A 20429-nucleotide genomic window follows, 5' to 3' on the forward strand; every position below is an offset into this window, starting at 1 on the left:
ATAGTAAAGAATAATTAAATAAATCAAACATGAATAAGGCCATTTACATAGCTACAAGTGAGCAAAACTGTGGTAAATCCATTATTAGTTTGGGATTGATGAGTTTGTTGATTGGTAAAACCGCCAAAGTAGGGTATTTTAGACCTATTATCGAAGATTTTGAAGAAGGCGGACTAGACAATCATATTGAGACAATTCTTTCTCATTTTGGCTTGGATATCGAATTTGAAGAGGCATACGCTATAACCAAAAGTAAGTTAATCAAGAAAAAGAATAAAGGGAAAATCGGGGAAGTAATTGATTTGATTATTGAAAAATACAAACGATTAGAAGAACGATTCGATTTTGTTTTGGTTGAAGGAACTAGCTTCATGGGTGAAGGAACTGCAATCGAGTTAGATATCAATGTTTTGATTGCAAAAAATTTAGGAATTCCAACCATCATCGTAGGGTCAGGAGTAGGTAAAACTTTAGAGGAATTAATAGATAGCTTGTACCTTGTTTACGATTCTTTCAAAATGAAAGAGGTCGAAGTATTAGCCGTTATTGCTAATAAAGTAAGACCTGAAAATGTTGATTTGGTTACTGAAGGCCTACAAAAAAACCTTCCAAAAGGAGTTTTGATAAATTCAATCCCGGTTATATCTAGCCTAAACAATCCTACTGTTCAGGAAATTGTAAATGAATTAAATGCCAATGTTTTATTTGGCTCGGCCTATTTAAATAATCAAACTAGCAATTTTAGCGTTGGTGCGATGCAATTGTGTAATTATTTAGTACATCTGAAAGAAAGTAGCTTAGTGATAACTCCTGGTGATAGAGCCGATATTATTTTAGGCGCTTTGCAAGCGAATGAATCAGTGAACTATCCTAGTATTGCGGGAATTATTTTGACAGGTAATATTCTGCCTGAAAAGAGTATTTTGAAGCTGATAGAAGGACTTTCTCCTATTGTGCCTATTATTGCTGTTGAAGAAGGAACGTATTATATTACCAATAAAATAGGATCTATCAAATCTAAAATTTATGCTAATAACAAACAAAAAATCGCAACTTCTATAAATACGTTCGAAAAGTATGTGGATTTAGATACGCTTGCGCAAAAACTAATTACGTTTGAAGCAGAAGGAATGACACCAAAAATGTTTCAGTATAACTTAGTAAAAAGAGCTAAAAAACACCGCAAACATATTGTGCTTCCAGAAGGAAATGATGAACGAATTATTATTGCAGCTTCGCGATTATTAGCAATGGATGTGGTTGATATTTCAATTATTGGAAACAAAAAACAAATTGAAAATAAAGTCGCTGAGCTGGGATTAGATTTCGATTTCTCAAAAGTAGATATTATCAATCCAATTGAATCTAAATGCTACGATGATTATGTAAATACCTACTACGAATTGCGAAAAGCTAAAAATGTTTCTATGGCTATGGCCAAAGATTTAATGGAAGATGTTTCGTATTTTGGAACGATGATGGTGTATAAAGGGCATGCTGACGGAATGGTTTCGGGAGCGGCTCATACTACACAACATACTATTTTGCCCGCATTGCAATTCATTAAAACAAAACCAAATTGCTCCGTTGTTTCGTCTATCTTTTTTATGTGTTTAGAAGATCGTGTTTCTATTTTTGGAGATTGTGCAATCAATCCGAATCCAACGGCAGAACAATTAGCAGAAATTGCGATTTCATCCGCTGATTCTAGTTTAGCTTTTGGAATTGAACCAAAAGTAGCCATGCTTTCCTATTCATCAGGTTCATCAGGAAAAGGGGATGAGGTTGATAAAGTTAGATTAGCTACCGAAATTGTAAGACAAAAACGCCCTGATTTAAAAATAGAAGGCCCTATTCAATATGATGCAGCTGTAGATTTAGAGGTAGGACAAAGCAAAATGCCAAATTCTGAGGTAGCGGGTCACGCCAGTGTATTGATTTTCCCTGATTTAAATACAGGAAACAATACTTATAAAGCAGTACAAAGGGAAACTGGCGCTTTAGCAATTGGACCAATGTTGCAAGGATTAAATAAACCAGTAAATGATTTGAGTCGTGGTTGTACCGTTGATGATATTATAAATACAGTTGTAATTACTGCCATTCAAGCGCAAGGATTGTAACTTTTAATTTAAAGATTGAACTATTAATGATTTAAAAATTAATCTTTTAATAGTTCATTTTTTTAATCTTTTAATAAAATTTAAATGAAAATAGTAATAATAAATTCAGGGAGTTCTTCTATAAAATACCAATTAATCGATATGCCTTCAAGTGCGGTTATTTGTAGCGGAATGATTGATAGAATTGGTTTAGAATCTTCTAATTTAAGTTATGTAACCGATGCTGTAAAAGTAGAGGAGAACTTGCCTATAGCGAATCATAAAATAGGATTGGAGAAAATTGCTCAGCTATTGATGGATGATAAAGTTGGAGTGATAAAAAGTACTTCAGAAATTGAAGCTGTTGGACATAGAGTAGTGCATGGAGGAAGTAGTTTTTCTAATACGGTTATCATTAATGATGAGGTTAATGAAAAAATAAAACAACTTTTTGACTTAGCGCCTTTGCATAATCCTGCTAATTTAGAAGGAATAATTGTGGCATCAGCAATTTTTGATACGGCTAAACAAGTAGCTGTTTTTGATACTGCTTTTCATCAAACAATTCCTGTTGTAGCTCATAAATACGCATTGCCTAATTATCTTTTGACTGAAAATAAAATTCGTGTATATGGTTTTCATGGAACAAGTCATAAATATGTTTCAGAAAAAGCGATTCACTATTTGAAAGAAAAAACAACCGCTAAAGCTTCAAAAATAATCACCATACATTTAGGAAATGGATGCAGTATGACTGCTATAAAAGACGGTAAAAGTATTGACCATACGTTGGGATTTGGCCCTATGAACGGATTGATTATGGGAACCCGAAGCGGAGATGTGGACCAATCGGTGATATTCTATTTAGTTAATACCTTAGGATATTCTATTGATGCAGTGAGTACAATGTTGAATAAACAAAGCGGAATGCTTGGACTTACGGGCTACAGTGATTTGAGAGATATTGAAGCTAATGCTGCACAAGGAAATGCCGAATGTCAGTTAGCATTAGATATGAATGCGTATCGAATCAAGAAATTTATCGGCTCCTATTCAGCAGTTCTAAATGGACTTGATGCTATTGTTTTTACTGCTGGTATCGGTGAAAATTCTTCTTATATCAGAAAATTGGTTTGTACTGATATGGATTATTTTGGACTTGACTTAGACGATGCTAAAAATGAAGTTCGTTCAAAAGAAATTAGAGAAATTAATACTTCAGATTCAAAAACAAAAATATTGGTTATTCCTACCAATGAAGAAATAGAAATTGCAAACCAAGTATATGATTTGTTATTGAGTTAAAAGAAAATTTTATATTGAAAGAAAGCTTCTGTATTCAGAGGCTTTTTTTATACTTTTTATTGAATAAATGTATTTATATTTGAGCATAAATCTTCGCGTTTTGAAAACTAAATTACTACACATACTTTTTTTTATTTTAACAACTGTTCAACTATCTGCCCAAGAGTTGCTTCCTTTTGTTGAGAACTACAGTAAATCAGATTATCAAGGGGACAACCAAATTTGGAGTGTAACACAAGGCAATGATAATGCGATGTATTTTGCTAATAATTATTATTTGTTACGCTACGATGGCGTAAAATGGGAGAAAAATACCTTACCAAACAAAACCATTATCCGGTCTATAATGGTAGATGGCGACAAGATTTATTCGGGCTCTTACAAGGAATTTGGTTACTGGACTAGAAAAGATGGAAAGATGAGTTATGTTTCCATTTCTAAAGGGAAGAAGATTTTTGATGAAAATAACAATGAGGAAATCTGGAAAATATTCAAATTCCAAAACAAAATTTACTTTCAATCGTTTAACAGCCTTTTTCTTTTTGACGGAAAAACAATTAAAGAAAAAAAGTTTCCTTTTCTAGCTTCTTATTGCTTTGTTGTTGACGATCAACTTTTGATTGCTTCCGTTGAAAAAGGAGTTTATAAAATAAATCATGGTCAAATCGAAAAAATAAATGGCTGGGACGTACTAGAAAACAATGTGATTCATTCCATTCAAAAATACCAAAATAGAACCTATTTTTTTACTAAAAAAAATGGAGTTTATATATATGAAAATGGAGTAATGAGTTCCTGGAAAAATCCTTTGAACGATATTTTAAAGGCGGCAAATATAAATATTGCTCAGTTTATAAGGAACAATAAACTAATAATTGGAACCGCTAATAAAGGAGTTTATGTTTATGATTTGAACACAAATTCTTATAAAAACATCAATCGAAATAATGTATTGATGAACAACTCTATTTTGAGTATTGGTCAAGATAAGGAAAATGATTTATGGTTAGGATTGGACAATGGGATTGCGCATATTGAAGTTAATTCACCGATTTCTATTTTTTATGATAGCTCAGGAATTTTAGGCTCCGTATATTCTGTAGCAAGTACGCCAAAAGGGTATTTAATGGCATCCAATCATGGCGTTTTTAAATATGAAAACAAACAACTTTCCTTAGTTTCAAATTCACAAGGGCAGGCCTGGAATATTAACAAAATAAATAGTAAATATATTATTGGTCATAATGAAGGAACCTTTATTTATGAAGATGGGTTGTTCTATAAATTGAGTACTGTAAATGGGGGCTGGAATATGATAAAAAGTAGCATCAATAGCTCTTATTTACAAGCAACTTACAGTGGTGTTATTATTTATAATGATGTGACTAATTTAACCAAACATATTGTTGTTAAAGGACTTTTGAAACCTATAAAATATTTAGCTCAAAACAGAAAAAATGAAATATGGGCAGCTGATAATAACAGAGGCTTGTATCGAATTTTATATAATGACGCCTATGAAACTACCAAAGTTGAAAATGTTAGTCAACGCAGTAATATAAAAAATGATTTTGGGGTAAAAATATTTGAATTCCGAAATGAAATTCTTTTTTTGATTCATAATTCTTGGTATACTTATAATTCCATCACTAGCCAATTAGAAGAGAATGAATTGTTTAATACAAATTTCAAGAATGTTTCAGATATTGTTGCTATAGATGAAAATCATTTCATGGTGCTTCAAGATGGACTTTTATATCATATTTATGCCGATGGTAATAAATTTATTAGAACTATAATTCAAGAAAAATATTATAAAGGAAAAATTATTAATGATAACTTGAAAGTATTCAAAAATAAAGACAATTACCTTTTGAATCTAGATGATGGTTTTATTTCGTTACAATTAAAATATAAAAACAAACCCAAAACAAGCATTAAAATTGAAGCCTTCAATGAAGATGTTTTAGTAGCGAATAAATCAAAAATCAAGCATAATTCAGAGCTTCAAGTACATATTATATCGGGTATTTACGGAGCTACAAAACCTGATTTATATTATAAAATAAATGGAACAAAAGAATTTACACCGGTAAAAGAAGGGTTGATTGTTTTGAATAACCTTAGTAGTGGGTCTCATGATATTACTGTGTTTAATCATGATGGTTTACATTATAATAAAATTGCAAACTTTGAATTTATTGTTGCAAAACCATGGTATTTCTCATTTTGGATGATTCTTTTGTATTTTGTTATAATAGGAGGGATCTTATACATTTATTACAAATGGAATAAGATGCGATACATTCAAAAACTAGCATTAAGAGAAGAAGAATTAAAACATCAGAAGAAAATCTTGGAGATGGAGTTAAAAGCTGAAAATGAACTCACTAGCCAAGAATATGAAAAGCATATTTTAGAACTAGAACTACAATCAAAATCATCTGAAGTAGCAGGAAAGTCACTTTCTATTGCCAAGCAAAGTGAGATGATTGAAAATATTCAAGGTATTCTTGATACCGAAACGGATTTTAATAAACTGAAAAGCGAAATTAAAAAGGCTATAAAAATAAACGCGGTTAACAAGCACGAATGGGAAACTTTTGAAACCAATTTGAATCAAATACACAATGAATTTATTGTGAACCTTTCCAAAAAATATCCAAATCTTACTTCAAAGGATATTAAGCTTTGTATTTACCTAAAAATGAATCTTTCTTCTAAAGAAATAGCACCAATGATGAACATTTCTTTTAGAGGAGTTGAGCTACACCGCTATCGTTTAAGAAAAAAATTGAACCTTGTTCAAGAAGAGAATCTTTCTAAGTTTTTATTAACGATATAAAAACTATTATTTTTTTGACGATAATGTATTTTTTGCAATATTTAATTGCAGAATCACAACACATCATCACTACATCATTGCTAAGTGATGCATTACCTCATCACCTCTCTCAAGGCCTTTAAAACATTGCTTTTTCAACGATTTTATTTTTTTTGATGTATTTGTGTAGTAGTGCAAACATAGTTACTACAACGTTGTATTTATCTAATTTAGCTCAACTAACTTAAACGTTTAATAACAAACCTATGAGAAATTTTATTTTTAGCTTTTTAGCACTCATTCTACTTCCAGCATATATGTCTGGTCAAGTAATTAAAGGAAAGGTATTAGATCAGAACGGAATTGGGATTCCGGGAGCATTTATTGTTGCATCCGATTCTAAGACAACTGCTGATACCGATTTTGATGGAAATTTTAATATCAATGCCAAAGCTGGCGAAGTATTAAAAATTAGTATGGTCGGTTTTGATGCTTTATCCATTAAAGCAACTTCTGAACCAATGACCATAAAATTAAAAGAATCCAAAGACACTGAATTGAAAGAGATTGTTGTCATTGGTTATGGAACCAGAAAGAAAATTGATAATACCACTGCGATTACCTCATTAAAAGCAGAAGAAATATCAAAAACCAAAGTGTTGAATGCTTCTCAAGCTATTCAAGGTAAAGCTGCGGGTGTTCAAGTAATATCTTCTGATTTGCCAGGAAGTACTCCTTCGGTAGTTATTAGAGGTTTAGGTACTGCATTAGGAGGAAGAACTCCTTTATTTATTGTAGACGGAATGCCTACAGAAAATATTAATAACATTAACACCAACGATATTACCTCTTATGAGATTTTGAAAGATGCCTCTTCATTAGCTATTTATGGAACAAGAGCTGCTAATGGGGTAATTATTATTACTACCAAAAAAGGTAAAGGGGATAAGGTTTCTGTAGAGTTTGAAAGCTTCGCAGGGATGAGAGAGCCTTTGAAAAAAGTAAAAATGGCAGGAAGTAATAAGTATTCTTATTATTCAAATATGGCTTTACAGTCTACTACATTTTCACAAGATCAGCCTACTAATACGGATTGGTTTGATGCAATTACTAGAACAGGTAGCTACAAACAAAATAACGTTTCGGTTTCTGGATCAACGGAAAACATTAAATACTTCTTCAGTTTAGGTAATTACGAAGAAAAAGGAATCTTGAATGGTTTAGATTATAGCCGTACTACTTTTAGAAATAATAATGAATATAAAATTTCTAAAAAACTGACTTTAAACCAAAATTTTAGTTTTGGTTCTACTAAATCAACCCCAAAACCTTTAGATGCTTTTACAGCAGCTTATAAACAATCTCCTATTGTTCCTGTTCGTTTTCCGAATGGTCAATATGGTGTGTCATTTGTAGGTGACGATGGTTTTGCTGGTACAACAGGTTCTTCTTTTAACAATGTTGGGAATCCAGTAGCGCAATTAGACTTTTTTAATGAACAACAAAAAAGTATTATGTTGCAAGGTGGTTTGAAATTAGATTATGAAATCATAAAATCATTAAAATTCACTTCACAGTTTAACGGGGAATATTATTCTTGGAAAAACTACAATTTTGAAGACACTAAAAATATTTGGTTAGCAGCAGACCCTAGCCGAGTAGCTTCAGCATATTCTCCTACGGCTAATGTTAATTTATTGACTAAAGGTAGAGAGCAATATTTTAATTGGAACTTATCAAATTATTTCACATACAATAAAGTTTTTGCTGATATTCATGATGTTGAGTTGACTGCAGGTATTGAAACTTCAGTGAAAGGATCAAGAGAAAAATTAACTATTGCTAGAAAAAATGTAAATGCAGATGCAAATTACTGGTCTTTATCAGGCGTTAATTATGTGGGAACAGTAACTAATTATAACGATGAAGTTTTCAATCAAAATAAATTGGCATCTTACTTTGGTCGTTTCCAATACAAATTGATGGACAGATACTTATTGACTGGAACCATCAGACGAGATGGATCATCTAACTTTGGTAAAGATTATCGTTGGGGAACTTTTCCAGCTTTTGGTTTAGGATGGATTATCTCCAAAGAAGAATTTATGGCTAATGTAAAAGGAATCGACTTGTTGAAATTAAGAGGAGGTTGGGGTAAACTAGGAAATCAAAACGTACCACTTAACAGTCAAGCTTACTCTTCAGGATTGAGTAGTTATTTAGGAGGTTCAATTCTATATGAAGGAACAACAATTAATTCTCAGGTTGACCCAAGTTTATCATGGGAAATCACAGAAGAATCTTCAGTTGGTTTAGATTTTGAATTATTAAACAAAAGATTGAAAGGATCATTTGATGTATATGATAAATCAACTACAAATGTTATTTTGAATACAAAACCCTACTTAACTTCTGGAATTAGTAATTCATCTCCTGCACATGTTGGAGAAGTATCAAATAAAGGATATGAAGTTGCTTTGCGTTGGGATGATAAAATAACTGATAATTTGACTTACTGGGTTGGAGGAAATTATTCTAACAACAAAAACAAACTTACAGGATTAAAAGACGCAACTCTTGCTCCAATTAATGGTGGTGGTTTAGGTAATGGTCAATGGACTAAATTATTAGATAATTCATCTATTGGACAACCATTGGGTAGTTTTTATATGTATGAGTATGCTGGTTTTGATGCTACAAATGGTAAAATGTTGTACTTTGATTCAACTGGCTCAAAAGTTGCTCAAGATGTTTTAGCAGATAAAGACAAAAAATATGTTGGGTCTATTTTGCCAACTTCTACTTATGGAGTTAGTTTAGGATTAAACTATAAAAACTTTGATTTCTCTGTTGACGGATACGGTACTCAAGGTGCAAAAGTATACAATGGTAAAAAAGCACAACGTTTTACTGGAGAAAATATTGAAGAATCATTAGCAACAAATTTTTGGACAGTTAACAATACAACTGCTTCAGTTGCTGCACCATTTAACCAAGTTCCGGTTGCTTCTACTTTCTATTTAGAATCAGGTGATTTCTTTAGAGTTAACAATATTACTTTAGGATATAAACTGCCTTTAAAAGGAGAGTTTATCAATTCTTGTAGAATATATGTGAATGCAATTAATCCATTTATTACTCAAAAATTCTCTGGTTTTTCTCCAGAATTAAATGGTAATGGTGATCCTTATGGAACTCAAGGTATCGAGTTGGATGCTTATCCTACTTTAAGATCGTTCGTTATAGGTGCTAATTTAAAATTTTAATAAAATGAAAAAGATATATATATCAATGTTTGTTCTATCCGCATACTTTGTTTCTGGATGTTCAAACGACTATTTAGATGTAGATCAAACGGAATCTATCTCTACAAAAGATATAGCATTATTCAACAATGATGAAGGTGCAGCCACTTTTGTAACAGCAATCTATAGTCATTTTTTGGATTGGAATATGACTTCGTTTTCTTGGATAGGTTTATCAAGTATTGCTTCTGATGATGCTGATAAAGGTTCTTCTCCTGGAGATACAGGTTCAGATAAAGATGTAATGGATGCTTTGACTTATAATCCTTCAAGCCCTTCTACAAGCGAAGTTTTTGCTGGAAATTACGAAGGGATTAATAGATGTAATCAAGCATTAAACATTATTCCTCAATTAGATCAAGCAGATCCTGCTTTGAGAACAAGATTGTTAGGAGAAGCTAAATTTTTGAGAGCTTTTATGTATTTTACTTTGGTAAAAACATATGGCGGAGTGCCAATAGTAGATCATTTGCCAAACCCATCTTCTGAAGAAGATAGAGTGATGCAATTGACTCGTAAATCAGCTGCTGAAGTATATGCTTTCATCGAAGCAGATTTGAATGATGCTATTGCGGCATTACCAAACAAAGCTACTTATGCTGCTTCTGAAAAAGGAAGAGCTTCAAAAGGTGCAGCTTACGCATTGTTAGCAAAAGTTAATTTATACCAAGAAAAATGGCAGAAAGTTATTGATAACTGTAATTTGGTTTCAGGATATTCAATTGTTTCGGATTATGCTTCTATGTTTAAATTAGAAGGTGAAAATGACGCAGAATCTATTTTTGAAATTCAAGGAACTGGTTCAACTCCTGCTAAAGGAATTTCAGGATATTCAGCTACACAAGGTGCTCGTGGTGCTGGTGGATGGGGATGGGGTTTCAATACACCTTCTCAAAGTTTAGTGAATGCATATGAGTCAGGAGATGTTCGAAAAAATGCTACAATTATTTTTGCAGGAACTACTTTATATGATGGTCGTGTTGTACCACTAACCGTTGAAAATCCAAGATACAATTACAAAGCGTATTCTTCAGCTTATACTGATGCATGGGAAACAGATGTAAATATCAAATATTTGAGATATGCAGAAGTATTGCTTATGAAAGCGGAAGCATTAAACGAATTAGGACAAACTTCAGATGCAATTCCTTTGTTGAACCAAATCAGAACAAGAGCTGGATTAGCAAATACTACTGCTGCATCTCAAGCGGATGTTAGAACTGCTATTTGGAAAGAAAGAAGAGTTGAAATGGCAATGGAACACGATAGATTCTTTGACTTAGTTAGAACAGGTCAAGCAGAAGCTGCTTTTGCTATTGATGGAAAAACATTTGTTACTGGTAAACATGAATTATTTCCTTTACCACAAGCATTCATCACACAATCAAAAGGATTGTCAGCTCAAAATCCTGGTTATTAATTCTAAAAAATAGTAAAAATGAAAAAAAATAAATATATTTTCTTATTTGCTTCTGTTCTAGTATCACAATTTTTTGTGAGCTGTAACGAGGATAGTATAGATAAAGTAAACAGCCCTATTCCTTATGAGGCGATAGGAGGTTATGATACTTCAGATGATATTGCTGCTTCTAATTTGATTTCAAAATTGAGTTTTGAAGACAATATTATAGATTCAAAAAATGGAATAAGTGGAGGAGTAGGTACGGATGTTTCTTATGATACTGGAATAAAAGGGAAAGCCTATAAAGGGTCTACAAGTTCTTTTATAGCTTATGGTACAGTAGCAAGTTCTTTGGTTGATATAAAAAGCATAACCGTTTCTATGTGGATAAAAACTGATCCACATACAGGAGGCGCTCAATCTTTATTTATGTTACCAAAAACATCTGATTTTTGGGGTAATATATTCTCTTTGATTGAAGGTACAGGACCAGCACAAACAATGTTACTTAAAAATCATTTGCAAAAAGATGTAACACCAAGTATTGCTTGGTCTGGACAATGGTTAGTTCATGATGGTGCTAATGTTTTGACAAATATGTTTGGAACATGGAAACATTTAGTTTGGACTTATAATGGGGCTAGTTCTACTTATAGCGTTTACATCGATGGAACAAAACTAGATTTGCCAGCATCAATGTCAAAAAGATATGCTAGTGATCCTCTTGATGGAGGTGTGGGTTATGGTGAACTTGCAAACTCTGATGTCTCTAAATTTGTTATAGGAGGATACCAACAACATTTGGGCGCACCTTGGGGAGCTCCAGATGGTTGGATGCTAAATTATACAGGTTTGATGGATGAATTCAGAATTTATAATGCGGCACTTACTGATAATGAGGTAAAATCATTATACCTATTAGAAAAAGACAACAGATAGAAGTTTTAACACACCCGGTTTATCTAAAACTGGGTGTGTATTTTTTAGTTATTAATACTATTATTTTATACAAATGAAAAGGCACATATATGTAATACTTTTTTTGAATATTTTCTATTCATGCTCTTCGTCATCGCCCGAGGGTAAGGGTGGAGGTACTCCATTGCCTAAGACTCCAACAACTCCTACGGTTATTTTAACTGATACAGAAGCTTTAGATCAAGTTCAAAAAGATGCTATTAAATATTTTTGGGATTATGCTGAAACGAATTCAAAATTAGCTCGTGAAAGATATCTTACGGATGATCCTAATTTTGAAGCTAATATTGTTACAACTGGAGGCTCAGGGTTTGGATTAATGTCTATTATAGTTGGTGTTGATCGTGGTTTTGTTAATAGAAGTGAAGCGGTTTCTAGACTTACTACAGCTTTAACTTTTCTTGAAAATGCAGATCGTTTTCATGGAGCCTGGTCGCACTGGATTAATGGTTCAACAGGTCATGTAATTCCATTTGGTACTAAAGATAATGGAGGGGATATTGTTGAGACTGCTTTTTTATGCCAAGGATTATTGAGTATAAGAGAATATTTTAAGAATGGAACTACTGCTGAACAAGCTTTAGCAACTCAAGCTGATAATTTATGGAAAGGCGTAGAGTGGGACTGGTATACTAAGGGCGAAAATGCCATGTATTGGCATTGGTCACCAAGTTACGGTTGGGAAATGAATTTTAAATTAGAAGGATATAATGAATGCTTAATTACCTATGTTTTAGGAGCAGCTTCGCCAACGCATCCTATTCCTGCAGCTGCATATCATGAAGCTTGGGCACGAAATGGAGCGATTGTTAATGGCGGTTCACAATATGGTTTGCCAGTAGTGTTAAACTATAATGGCGCTACAGGTAATGTAGGACCAATGTTTTGGTCTCATTATTCTTATTTAGGTTTGGATCCTACGAACTTGACAGATCAATATGCAAATTATTGGACATTGACACAAAATCATGCTAAAATCATGAATAAATATTGTGTTGCTAATCCACACCAATGGAAAGATTATTCTGAAAAATGTTGGGGATTAACAGCTAGTTATTCTCGTAATAATGATGGCTCAACAGGATATTCAGCGCATCAGCCAAATAATGATTTAGGCGTGATTTCACCTACTGCAGCATTATCTTCTTTTCCTTATACACCAACTGAATCCATGAAATTTCTACATTATTTATACGACGAAAAGAAATCTTCTTATGTTGGCGTTGCAGGTCCTTATGATGCTTTTTCTGCTCATTATAATTGGGTAACCCCACGATATTTAGCCATTGATCAAGGAACAATTGCACCTATGATTGAAAATTATCGTACAGGATTATTATGGAAATTATTTATGAATGCACCTGAAGTAAAAGCAGGTTTATTAAAATTAAATTTTCATTCCGGAAAATATAATTTTTAAAATAAAGAGAAATTAGGAGTGAAACTTTTTTAAGGATTAGAATCACAAGTATATAGCAACCAATGAATTTATGATTGGATGTTTAAACAAATAAAAAAAATAATGAAAGCGAAGCTAATTATACTATTGCTGGGATTTTCGCTTTTTGGTTACAGCCAAAAAAAAGAAACCAAAAAATCAGTTACAATAAAACCAAAAACGGAATTTGTAACTGAATTAATTTCTAAAATGACATTAGAAGAAAAAATTGGACAATTGAATTTGCCTACTTCGGGAGATATAACTACTGGAGCTGCAAATAGTTCTAATGTGGCCAAAAATATTGAAGAAGGTAAAGTAGGAGGTTTATTTAATATTAAATCTGTTCAAAAAATCCGTGAAGTACAAAAAATTGCAGTCGAAAAAAGTCGATTGAAAATTCCATTGCTTTTTGGAATGGATGTCATTCATGGGTATGAAACTACGTTTCCTATTCCACTTGGATTATCTTGTACTTGGGATATGAAATTGATAGAAAGAAGCGCGCAAATTGCTGCTCAGGAGGCTAGTGCTGACGGAATCAACTGGACTTTTTCACCGATGGTTGATGTTTCTCGTGATCCGCGTTGGGGTAGAGTTTCTGAAGGTTCAGGTGAAGATCCTTTTTTAGGAAGCCAAATTGCAAAAGCAATGGTGCATGGGTATCAACAAGATGATTTGTCAAAAAACAATACTATTTTATCTTGTGTAAAACATTTTGCACTTTATGGAGCACCAGAGGCGGGTCGTGATTACAACACGGTTGATATGAGCAGAATAAAAATGTACAATGATTATTTTCCACCATATAAAGCAGCTGTTGGCGCTGGAGTTGGATCAGTTATGGCTTCTTTCAATGAAATTGACGGAATTCCTGCTACTGGAAATAAGTGGTTAATGACTGATGTGTTGAGAAAACAATGGGGTTTTAAAGGTTTTGTGGTTACTGATTTTACAGGAATTCCTGAAATGATAGAACACGGAATGGGTGATTTGCAAACCGTTTCGGCATTAGCTTTAAATGCTGGAGTAGAAATGGATATGGTAGGCGAAGGTTTCCTTACCACCTTAAAGAAATCATTGGCTGAAAATAAAGTAAGCATGGAGCAAATTGATAATGCGGTTCGACTTATTTTGAATGCCAAATATGATTTGGGATTGTTTCAAGATCCCTATAAATATTGTGATGAAAAAAGAGCTAAAACGGAGATTTTTACGAACAGTAATCGAAGCGAAGCCAGAAAAATTGCAGCACAATCTTTGGTTTTACTTAAAAATCAAAACCAAGTTCTTCCTTTAAAAAAATCAGGAACTATAGCCATAATCGGACCATTGGCTGATGCCAAAGAAAACATGGCAGGTACATGGAGCGTTGCTACAAATATGGAACGATCCGTTTCGTTAGTAGCTGGAATTAAAGAGGTTGTTGGTAATACAACAAAGGTGCTTTACGCCAAAGGAAGTAATCTGGATTACGATGCAGCTTTCGAGGAGAAAGCAACTATGTTTGGGAAAACTTTACATCGCGACAACAGAACGACTCAAGAATTATTGGCGGAAGCCTTAAAAATTGCAAGTCAATCTGATGTTATTGTTGCAGCTATTGGGGAATCAGCAGAAATGAGTGGAGAAAGCAGTAGCCGAACAAACTTAGAAATTCCTCAAGCTCAAAAAGACTTATTACAACAATTATTGAAAACAGGAAAACCAGTTGTTTTGGTACTTTTTACAGGAAGACCATTAGTTTTAGTTCAGGAAGACGAAACGGTTCCCGCTATTTTGAATACATGGTTTGCTGGAAGTGAAGCTGGAACTGCTATTGCTGACGTCTTATTTGGGAATGAAAATCCTTCTGGAAAATTGAGCGCAACTTTTCCTAGAAGTGTTGGACAAGTGCCTATTTATTACAACCAAAAAAATACAGGAAGACCTCTTTTAAATAAAGAAGGAAAGTTTGAAAAATTCAGATCTAATTATATAGACCTTAGAAATGAACCTTTATACCCTTTTGGTTACGGATTAAGTTATACCACTTTTGATTACTCAAATCTTCATATTTCATCAGATAAAATGAATTTCAATGATAAAATAACCGTTAGTGTAGATGTTACTAATACTGGAAATTATGATGGTAAAGAAGTGGTGCAATTATACATCAGAGATTTAGTTGGGTCTGTTACTAGACCAATTAAAGAATTAAAAGGATTTCAAAAAATTGCTCTTAAAAAAGGAGAGAAAAAAACAGTGAGTTTTCAAATTACTGTTGAAGAATTAAAATTTTATAATTCTGATTTAGAATTTATTGCTGAGCCTGGAGTGTTTCAAGCTTTTGTTGGAACGGATTCTAGCACAGACAAAAAAGTTAGTTTTGAGTTAAGTAAATAAGTGTTTTGGTTTGTTTATTTAGTAGTTACCCTTCGGTATTAATATCGAAGGGTTTTTTTAACAAAAAACAAGTATTTGTGAAGATTGGTACTTCAAAAAAATGTGGATTTTAACTATATTCGCAATTCAAAAAATCAAACCAAATGAAACATTTATTTTCCCTTTTATTTCTTTTTACCCTAAGTGTATTGAGCGCTCAAAGTGTTCAATCTCCGTCTGGTAAAATTACTGTAAACTTTAAACTAGGTAGTAACGGACAACCTGTTTATGCTGTAAATTATAAAAACAAAGCAGTCGTTTTAGAAAGTGCTTTAGGAATAAAACTAAAGGAAAAACCAGCTTTAGATGCCAATTTTGAAATTTTGGATTCAAAAACAGCTACTTTCAATGAATCTTGGAAACCTGTTTTGGGTGAACAAGCTTCAATCGTGAATCATTACAACGAACTTACAATTGGACTTGTTAGTAAAGAATCTAAAGTAAAAATGAATATTATTTTTAGAGTTTTTGATGAAGGAGTTGCCTTTAGATACGATTTTCCACGACAAGCAGAACTGAATTATTTTATTATTTCTGACGAATCAACTCAATTTAACTTAACAGAAAATAACAAAGTTTTCTGGCTTCCAGGAGATTTTGATAGTAATGAATATGAGTACAATGAAACGAAGCTTTCAGAAATAGATAATTCTAAAATAAATATGAATAACGGAATTGGAGTAAAATCAATTCCAGGACGTTATATGGTTCAAACTCCTTTGATGATGAAATCACCATCTGGTTTATACCTTAATATTTTTGAAGCGGCTGTCGTGAATTACCCTGTAATGCATTTAAAAGCGGATGTAACAAATTTCAAATTAAAAGCGGAATTAGTACCTAATGCTATTGGTGACAAAGCCTATTTGCAAGCTCCTTGCGTTTCTCCATGGAGAACTATCATGATAAGTGATGATGCTAGGGATATTGTAGGTTCCCGAATGATTTTAAACTTAAATGATCCATCAAAAATTGAAGATACATCTTGGATTAAACCAATGAAATATGTGGGGATCTGGTGGGAAATGCACGTTGGTAAATCGACTTGGGATTACGCGGGATCACAAAACGCAACTAATTTTGGGACAAAATTAGAATCATCAGGAAGACATGGAGCCACTACAGAAAACACCAAACGTTATATTGATTTTGCTGCAAAAAATGGCTTTGACGGAGTATTAGTTGAAGGATGGAATGTAGGTTGGGAAGACTGGTCAGGAAATTGGAAAGAAGAAGTTTTTGATTTTACAACTCCATATCCTGATTTTGATTTGGCTGCAATTTCGGCTTACGCCAAAGCAAAAAATGTAAAAATGATTATGCATCATGAAACATCTGGTTCTGTTGGTAATTATGAAAGACATCTAGATCGTGCTTTAGATTTAATGAAAAAATACGATTACCCAGCTGCCAAAACAGGTTATGTAGGTAAAATTATTCCTCGTGGCGAATTTCATGATGGGCAAACTATGGTGAATCACTTTAATTTTGTTGCCAGACGATTTGCAGATTACAAATTAATGTTGAATTCTCATGAATCATCTAGACCAACAGGATACAGTAGAACCTATCCAAACTATGTTGCTGCAGAAGCTGCTCGTGGAACAGAATTTAATGCTTGGAGTATAGGAAACCCACCTATGCATGAAACCATTTTACCTTTTACAAGATTGCTTGGTGGCCCAATGGATTATACCCCTGGAATATTTGAAATTAAAATGAGTTATTATGACAAAAATAAAACAGAGCAGGTTCATACCACTTTGGCGAAGCAATTAGCATTATATGTAACTATGTATTCGCCTATTCAAATGGCTGCTGATTTATTAGAAAATTACGAAAAATACCCAGATGCCTTTCAATTTATTAAAGACGTTGCGGTAGATTGGGATGATACTAAAATCTTGCAAGCGGAACCAGGAGATTATTTGACTATTACTAGAAAAGCCAAAGGGAAACAATCTTGGTTTCTAGGTGCTATTACAGATGAGAACGCCAGAAAATCAGAGATTAAATTAGACTTCTTAACTAAAGGACAAAAATATAAAGCCGTTATTTATGAAGATGCAAAAGATGCCGATTGGCAAAAAAATCCTATTGCTTATACAATAAGAACGGTAGTTGTTACAAACAAATCAAAAATCAATTTGAATTTAGCAGCAGGAGGAGGAACAGCAATCAGCTTCGAACCGATTAAATAAAAACACATTAGTGAACAAAAATAAAAAATTCAAATAAAAATTTAATATAAAACTACAAGTTTAGGCTTGTAGTTTTTTTTTTGTATGATTTCCATCTCCTAATAGAATTGATACTGTTTTTAGACTTTCTGTTCGGTCTGCAATCAATTTTATAATACTAATGAAAGGAATAAACAAAATCATTCCAGCAGCTCCCCATAAAATACCACCAATGGTTATCATAATAATAATTACTAAAGTGTTAATTTTTAATCGGTTGCCTACTGCAAAAGGAAATATTACATAAGCTTCTAATATTTGTACTATTGAAAAAACTACAATTACTCCTATTGGGTACCAAATCGAGTTGAATGTTATCCAAGAAACGGCTATAGGCAAAAGGGAAGATATAATAATTCCGACATAAGGAATGAAAGTTAAGATAGAAGCGATAAATCCAAAAAGAAAGGGATGAGGCACACCAACAATTGCAAGTCCTATACTGTTTAAAAGTCCTACAATCAAATAAACCACTAACATTCCTTTGATGAAATCATAGTAAGCATGGATAGTTTCTATCAAAATTTCGTGAATAGTTTCTTTCTTATCAGCTGGAAAAATTTGGTACAAAGTATTCGCTAATAATCTTCTATGATAAAGTATAAGTGCTGAAAAAACAGGGATTATTAACAAAAAAAATACGGATTCAGAGAAGGAATAGGCGGCATTTTTTAGAATTGATAGTGTTTGTGATCCAGAATTATTAATGGAATTTTTAAGATAATCTAATTGTTTCTCAGTACTTATGCCAAATTGATCTGCAAGGAATGCACTTAACTGATTTACGGTTTCTATGAGTTTCATTCTAAAAGGTTCCCACTCATTCGAAAATGCCGTTATTTGGAGGATTAACAAATAAATTAAGATTGCAAAGAAAAGAGTTACAAAAAACAGCGCAATTGAAAGTGATACACTTTGGCTAATTCCTTTTTCTTCCATCCATTTACAAATAGGATAAAGTATAAAACTAATGAGTAGCGAAAAACTAAGCGGTATAAAAAGCGTTTTGCCAAAATATAGAATTACAGAAATCAAAACAATATACTGAAGAATTTCAATAGCGGATGCACTGTTTGAATTTGGCGAAATTGGTGTTTTTGTTTTCATAAGAGTTTTAATTTGCAACAATTATATTTCTCTTTTTTATCCTTATTTTAAGGATTGTATTCAAACTAAACGGTGTTTTTAATTTTTGAAAGATATAATAAATTCAGCTCCTTCATTTATTTTGCTTTTCACGGTAATCGTTCCTCCTAAACTTGTAATATGATTATACACTAAATATAATCCAATTCCTTTACTGTCCGTGTGGTCATGAAATTTTTGTTGAAGTCCGAAAATCTTATCTTTTACCACATCCATATCAAAACCTAATCCAGTATCAGAAACAATTAATTGAGTGATTCCATTTGTTATTTTGGAATAAATAGATATCGTAGTTGGCGAATCTGGTTTTGCGTATTTTATCGAATTAGTGATTAGATTTAGAAATATACTTTCCAGATATACCTTATTAAACTTAATTGTTTCGGCTTCTGAAAAATCAACATTTACAATTGCTTTTGAGTTTTGTATCAATGAGCTAATAGATCGAAGGACTATATCTAAAGAGTTTCTTAGGTCTAAAATTTCAATATTTGAATTTTCATTTTCTTTCTGTGTCAGCGTTTCAATCGAATCGTTTAAGGTTTGTTTTAAGCTTTCACTCGTAGCTTTAAGCATACTTATTAATTCTAATGTTTCGGTGTCATTGATTTTTGATATATCCAAAAGACTGAAAATTGCTAATAAATTATTCACTGGCGATCTCAAATCGTGTGAATTTGTATAGGTGATTTGCTTGAGGTCTTTGTTGTTTTTAGTTAAATTAGTGAGAAGTAAATTTCGTTCTTCTTCTAATTTTTTTTTATGAGTTATATTTTTTGCTATTGCAAAAACCAATTCGTCATTTTCTATAGGCATGGAGGTCCAAGACAACCATACGATTTCACCACTCTTGGTTAAATATCTATTTTCAAAATTTAAAAGAGGATTGTTTCTTAAAAGATCATCTCGGTGGTCAGCTGTAATTTTTTTATCTTCATGATAAATGAAATCGTGTATTGGCTTTGATAATAACTCTTCAGTCGAATATTCTAATAGTTTTGAAACAGAGGGGTTTATCCTTTTAAAATATCCGTCAAATCCAGCTATACAGAATAAATCTGCTGATAATTCGAAAAAATTCTCGAATTTGTAATCGCTACTTATAGTATGATTTGAGTTTTTTGTCATTATTCAATAGTAGTAATTTGAACCTTTTTATTTTACCTTTTAACGATAAACTTCCTTGTATACTAAATTAAGAATAAATTACCACAAAAAGGATTTTTATAGTAAAATTTAGGGAATTATACTCAATTAAAAATAGA

At 32.5% G+C, this 20429-nt stretch carries 11 protein-coding genes; 9 read left to right on the forward strand and 2 right to left on the reverse strand.

Annotation, left to right across the window (positions count from 1 at the left end; genetic code table 11):
- Positions 1-29 precede the first annotated feature (29 nt).
- The 9 genes from pta (at position 30) to C8C88_RS10845 (ending at position 17979) form a co-directional block, all read left to right on the forward strand.
- The gene (gene pta / locus C8C88_RS10805; RefSeq protein WP_121338130.1) at positions 30-2123 is read left to right on the forward strand and encodes a phosphate acetyltransferase; all 2094 of its coding nucleotides are present in this window, start codon (positions 30-32) and stop codon (positions 2121-2123) included.
- Between the two features lie 84 nt (positions 2124-2207).
- Entirely contained in the window at positions 2208-3407 is a 1200-nt protein-coding gene (locus C8C88_RS10810; protein WP_121338131.1) for an acetate/propionate family kinase, read from the forward strand.
- A 100-nt stretch (positions 3408-3507) separates the two neighbouring features.
- On the forward strand, positions 3508-6252 hold the full coding sequence (locus C8C88_RS10815) for a histidine kinase (RefSeq protein WP_199711407.1): 2745 nt from the start codon (positions 3508-3510) through the stop codon (positions 6250-6252).
- Between the two features lie 245 nt (positions 6253-6497).
- On the forward strand, positions 6498-9497 hold the full coding sequence (locus C8C88_RS10820) for a SusC/RagA family TonB-linked outer membrane protein (protein ID WP_121338133.1): 3000 nt from the start codon (positions 6498-6500) through the stop codon (positions 9495-9497).
- 4 nt (positions 9498-9501) lie between these two features.
- Positions 9502-10956, forward strand: coding sequence for a RagB/SusD family nutrient uptake outer membrane protein (locus C8C88_RS10825; protein WP_121338134.1), 1455 nt, complete (start codon positions 9502-9504; stop codon positions 10954-10956).
- A gap of 18 nt (positions 10957-10974) precedes the next feature.
- A complete protein-coding gene (locus C8C88_RS10830) occupies positions 10975-11877 on the forward strand; it encodes a LamG domain-containing protein (protein WP_121338135.1) in 903 nt (300 codons plus the stop codon).
- A gap of 73 nt (positions 11878-11950) precedes the next feature.
- Positions 11951-13336 (forward strand): glucoamylase family protein, encoded by a 1386-nt coding sequence (locus C8C88_RS10835; RefSeq protein ID WP_121338136.1) that lies wholly within the window; start codon positions 11951-11953, stop codon positions 13334-13336.
- A gap of 102 nt (positions 13337-13438) precedes the next feature.
- Positions 13439-15739, forward strand: a complete 2301-nt coding sequence (gene bglX / locus C8C88_RS10840) for a beta-glucosidase BglX (protein ID WP_121338650.1) — start codon at positions 13439-13441, stop codon at positions 15737-15739.
- Between the two features lie 143 nt (positions 15740-15882).
- Entirely contained in the window at positions 15883-17979 is a 2097-nt protein-coding gene (locus C8C88_RS10845) for a glycoside hydrolase family 97 protein (protein WP_121338137.1), read from the forward strand.
- Positions 17980-18039: 60 nt separating this feature from the next.
- Here C8C88_RS10845 and C8C88_RS10850 read toward each other — a convergent pair whose 3' ends face one another.
- Together C8C88_RS10850 and C8C88_RS10855 are read right to left on the reverse strand one after the other, a co-directional pair.
- Positions 18040-19125: an AI-2E family transporter gene (locus C8C88_RS10850; RefSeq protein ID WP_121338138.1), complete on the reverse strand. Its 1086-nt coding sequence runs from the start codon at positions 19123-19125 to the stop codon at positions 18040-18042.
- Between the two features lie 78 nt (positions 19126-19203).
- Positions 19204-20292: a PAS domain-containing sensor histidine kinase gene (locus C8C88_RS10855; protein ID WP_121338139.1), complete on the reverse strand. Its 1089-nt coding sequence runs from the start codon at positions 20290-20292 to the stop codon at positions 19204-19206.
- Positions 20293-20429 lie beyond the last annotated feature (137 nt).

It is taken from the genome of Flavobacterium sp. 123 (genome assembly GCF_003634825.1).
Lineage (GTDB): Bacteria > Bacteroidota > Bacteroidia > Flavobacteriales > Flavobacteriaceae > Flavobacterium.

Coding starts and splice junctions, on each gene's coding strand:
- pta (WP_121338130.1), top strand. CDS start 30: ATGAATAAGGCCATTTACATAGCTACAAGTGAGCAAAACTGTGGTAAA.
- C8C88_RS10810 (WP_121338131.1), top strand. CDS start 2,208: ATGAAAATAGTAATAATAAATTCAGGGAGTTCTTCTATAAAATACCAA.
- C8C88_RS10820 (WP_121338133.1), top strand. CDS start 6,498: ATGAGAAATTTTATTTTTAGCTTTTTAGCACTCATTCTACTTCCAGCA.
- C8C88_RS10825 (WP_121338134.1), top strand. CDS start 9,502: ATGAAAAAGATATATATATCAATGTTTGTTCTATCCGCATACTTTGTT.
- C8C88_RS10830 (WP_121338135.1), top strand. CDS start 10,975: ATGAAAAAAAATAAATATATTTTCTTATTTGCTTCTGTTCTAGTATCA.
- C8C88_RS10835 (WP_121338136.1), top strand. CDS start 11,951: ATGAAAAGGCACATATATGTAATACTTTTTTTGAATATTTTCTATTCA.
- bglX (WP_121338650.1), top strand. CDS start 13,439: ATGAAAGCGAAGCTAATTATACTATTGCTGGGATTTTCGCTTTTTGGT.
- C8C88_RS10845 (WP_121338137.1), top strand. CDS start 15,883: ATGAAACATTTATTTTCCCTTTTATTTCTTTTTACCCTAAGTGTATTG.
- C8C88_RS10850 (WP_121338138.1), bottom strand. CDS start 19,125: ATGAAAACAAAAACACCAATTTCGCCAAATTCAAACAGTGCATCCGCT.
- C8C88_RS10855 (WP_121338139.1), bottom strand. CDS start 20,292: ATGACAAAAAACTCAAATCATACTATAAGTAGCGATTACAAATTCGAG.